At 71.4% G+C, this 3,101-nt stretch carries 3 protein-coding genes; all 3 read right to left on the bottom strand.

Going from position 1 to position 3,101, the window contains the following annotated elements; translation table 11 throughout:
* The coding region (locus ACV4UX_RS18225) for an HlyD family secretion protein (protein ID WP_491594700.1) at positions 1-935 on the bottom strand (935 nt) is incomplete at its 3' end.
* A gap of 4 nt (positions 936-939) precedes the next feature.
* Positions 940-1,152 (bottom strand): DUF1656 domain-containing protein, encoded by a 213-nt coding sequence (locus ACV4UX_RS18220; RefSeq protein WP_491594699.1) that lies wholly within the window; start codon positions 1,150-1,152, stop codon positions 940-942.
* A gap of 74 nt (positions 1,153-1,226) precedes the next feature.
* Positions 1,227-3,101: FUSC family protein (locus ACV4UX_RS18215; RefSeq protein ID WP_491594698.1), on the bottom strand; the 1,875-nt coding region annotated here is incomplete at its 5' end.

Genomic DNA, 3,101 nt, shown 5'->3' with positions numbered 1-3,101 from the left:
GTGCTGCCTTCCTTCTGGAAGATGCCCCAGCCGATGCTCTCCACCACGCCCTGCAGGGGCTTGTCGGGGTAGCCCATGAGGGTCACCACGGCGGGATGGCCGGGCTGGATGCGCCCCACCTGGGTCTCCATGAAGTAGCCCGATATCCAGAAGCTGGAGGCGTCCACCAGGGCCAGGGCGGGATGATTGGCCACGGCCTGGCTGCCCAGGCGCAGATTGAGGTTGGTCACATAGCCGTCCACGGAGGCCTGCTGGCGCGTGAACTCCAGGTTGAGCCGGGCGTCCTCCAGGGCGGCGCGGGCTGCGCGCAGCTGGGGGTTGTCCTCGCCCAGGGGGCCGCGCGCGGTCACTGCGCGGTCCAGCTCGGCGTCGGCCTGGCGCTTGGCCGCGACCGCCAGGCGCAGGGCGGACTGGGCCTGCTGGCGTCTGGCCTGCACGGTGTCGTGGGTCTCCCTGGACTGGTCGTAGGCCTGCACCGGGATGGTGGCCTCGGCCACCAGGGTGGAGGCGCGCCCCAGGTTCTTGCGCGCCAGCAGGAGCTGGGCCTCGAAGTCCGCGATGCCCGATTCGGCCTGCTTCACCCGCGATTCGGCCTGGCGCACGGCCTCCCCGGCGGCGCGCACCTGGTGGTCCAGGGCGGTGAGGTTCTGCAGGGTCAGGTCCAGGTTGGCCTGGGCCTCCTTGAGCTTGGATTCGAAGGTGCGCGGGTCGATCTCGAAGAGCAGTTCCCCGGCCGCAACGCGCTGGTTGTCCACCACGGGCAGGCGCACGAGGGGGCCGGAGACGCGCGGGGACACCAGCACCACGTTGGCCCGCACCTGGCCGTCGCGCGTCCAGGGGTTGACCAGGTACTGCCGGTACTTGAGGGCCAGGGCCAGCACGGCCAGCAGGACCACGGCAAGGGTGACGGCGGTTTTGCGGCGTTCGAAGCGCATGGCGTCAGCTTGGCAGGACGAAGGTCCCGAAGAGGCAGGCGAGGATGGCGCTCACCGCCAGGAACGCCAGGGCCGGGTTGGTGAAGTAGCGGCTCAGGCGCAGGGCGTTGAGCCGCCAGGCCAGCAGGCACGTGCCCAGCACCCCCAGGGCCGAGGCCAGGAAGAAGGGCGGGAAGTAGATCCCGAAGAGGTCGATCTCGTGGGGCACGCCGATCATCGGGCCTCCTGCTCCGGTTTGCCGCGTCGCGTCTTTCTTCTGAAAGACATGGCGGCCTTTTTCAAGGCGAATTGTCAGAACCGCGTCTGGGCCAGCGCGTCCACGTCCAGCCGGGGGTGCAGCCCGTCCAGGGCCAGGGCGTGGCGCAGCACCGTGGAGACGCACTGGCCGAAGCAGAGGAGAAGGCGCTCGTTGTCGGGGTCGGCGGCGGCGAGCCGTGCGGCGCGCGCCTCCAGGTCCGCCAGGGCCGCACCGGCCTCGCCCGCCGCGAGGTCCGCCGGGGAGCCGGGGGCGACGGCTGCGGCCACGCCGTGGCCTGGCCCTGGACCGGGAACGGGACCGGGACCGGGGACTTGCGGAGAGGCTGCGCCTGACCCGTCGCCCCGTGCGCCCACGGCCTCCAGCACCGCGCGCACCCGCTCCATGCAGCGCGCGGCGGCGGCCCGATCGCCTGGGTCCGCGCTGCCCTCGGTCAGGCGGCGGTAGTCCTGGCGCAGCCCTTCCACCTGGGCCGACAGCAGGTAGGAGCGCTCCACGTAGTCGGTCACCGCCCCGGCCCGGTCGGGGGTGAGGTCTCGCGGGTCGAGCTTGCGGGAGGCCTCGTCCATGCGCCGGGCCAGGTCCACGGGGCGCATGGACGCGGTGAGCCGCCCTGGCGCGCGCAGGAGACCGCGCCAGGGCGACCCCTGCGGGGCGTCGGCGCGCAGGGCCAGGGCCGCGCGGAACCAGCGGTCGTGGCTGACGAAGATGCTCTCGCCGCGCAACGAATAGATGGACTCCGTGGAGAGGTAGCACAGCGAGAAGAAGAGAAAGAGCGAAACGGCGATGTTCACCGCCGAGGTGATGTCGTAGGTGGGCGGCGAGGTGATGGCCGTGCCGCAGGTGAACATGAGCAGGATGCACGGCCACGTTCCCAGCGCCTTGCGCAGGAAGACCCAGAACAGCACCATGGCCGCCAGCATGGCCAGGGCGATCTGGTGGAAGGCGTAGAGCTTCGGGAAGAGGACGATGTAGAGCGCAAGGGACACCACATATCCCACGAAGAACGGCCACACCAGCGTCTGCACCCGCGTGCGCGTGTAAAGTACCGATTGCAGCGTGAAGAGGAGCGAGATGTAGACGAACTCCATCCCAGTGGGCACCTGCGTGTAGATGTAGGTCAGGAAACAGGCCGCGAACATGGCCAGCAGGCAGAGCGTCAGGCGCAGGGCCTCGGGGTCCAGGCCCGTGAAGCCGCGCGGCTCGGGGGAGCGGTCCGGCAGCGGGGAGGCGTCGGCCAGGATGGCCTGGAGATGCCCGCTCATGCGGGCCGAGAGCTCCTCCAGCTCGTCCAGGCGCGCCTTGAGCACCAGGAGCGTTGTCCGGGGCACGCCCAGCGCGCCCTGGAGCGCCCCCGGGGCGAAACCCAGGCCCACGCGGCGCACGGGCCGCGCGGGCGGGGCCTGCCCGGCCGCCAGGGCCCGCATGTGGGCGGAACGCTGGCCCAGTTCGTCCAGGAAGTCGCGCGCGCCCGTCAGGCAGGCGTCCAGGGGATTCACGCCGCCGCAGGACATGAGCGCGCGCACGGCCTGGCCCTGCACCTCCACCGCGCGCTCGGCCGTGCGCACCACGGCGCGCCAGGCGTGGCGCTCCTCGAAGGTGCGCGGGTCCTCGATGATGCACTGCTCCACAAGCTCCTCGAAATGCGCGGTCTGGCGCAGCAGGGCCCGGGGCCGCCCTCGGGGCGCTTCGGGCTCCTGGCCCTGGTAGCGCCCGGCGAAGAGGTCGCGCAGGATCTCGGACTCCAGGGAGAGGATCCCGTCCAGGCTGGCCAGCAGCCCCGGCCGCGTGAGACGCGGCCAGAGGAAGGTGTCCACCAGGTAGTGGACCAGCACGCCCAGCACCGTGGTCTGGGTGCGCGAGAGGATCACGTCGAACACGTCAGCGCTTTGCAGGTTGGAGTGGGCCAC

The organism is Fundidesulfovibrio sp. (genome assembly GCF_058402725.1).
Note: the sequence above shows the minus strand (reverse complement) of the source record. Positions and strands in the feature narration are given on the sequence as shown.

Bases quoted from the DNA above. Each gene is read 5' to 3' on its own strand.
- ACV4UX_RS18220 (WP_491594699.1), bottom strand. From the start codon at position 1,152: ATGATCGGCGTGCCCCACGAGATCGACCTCTTCGGGATCTACTTCCCG.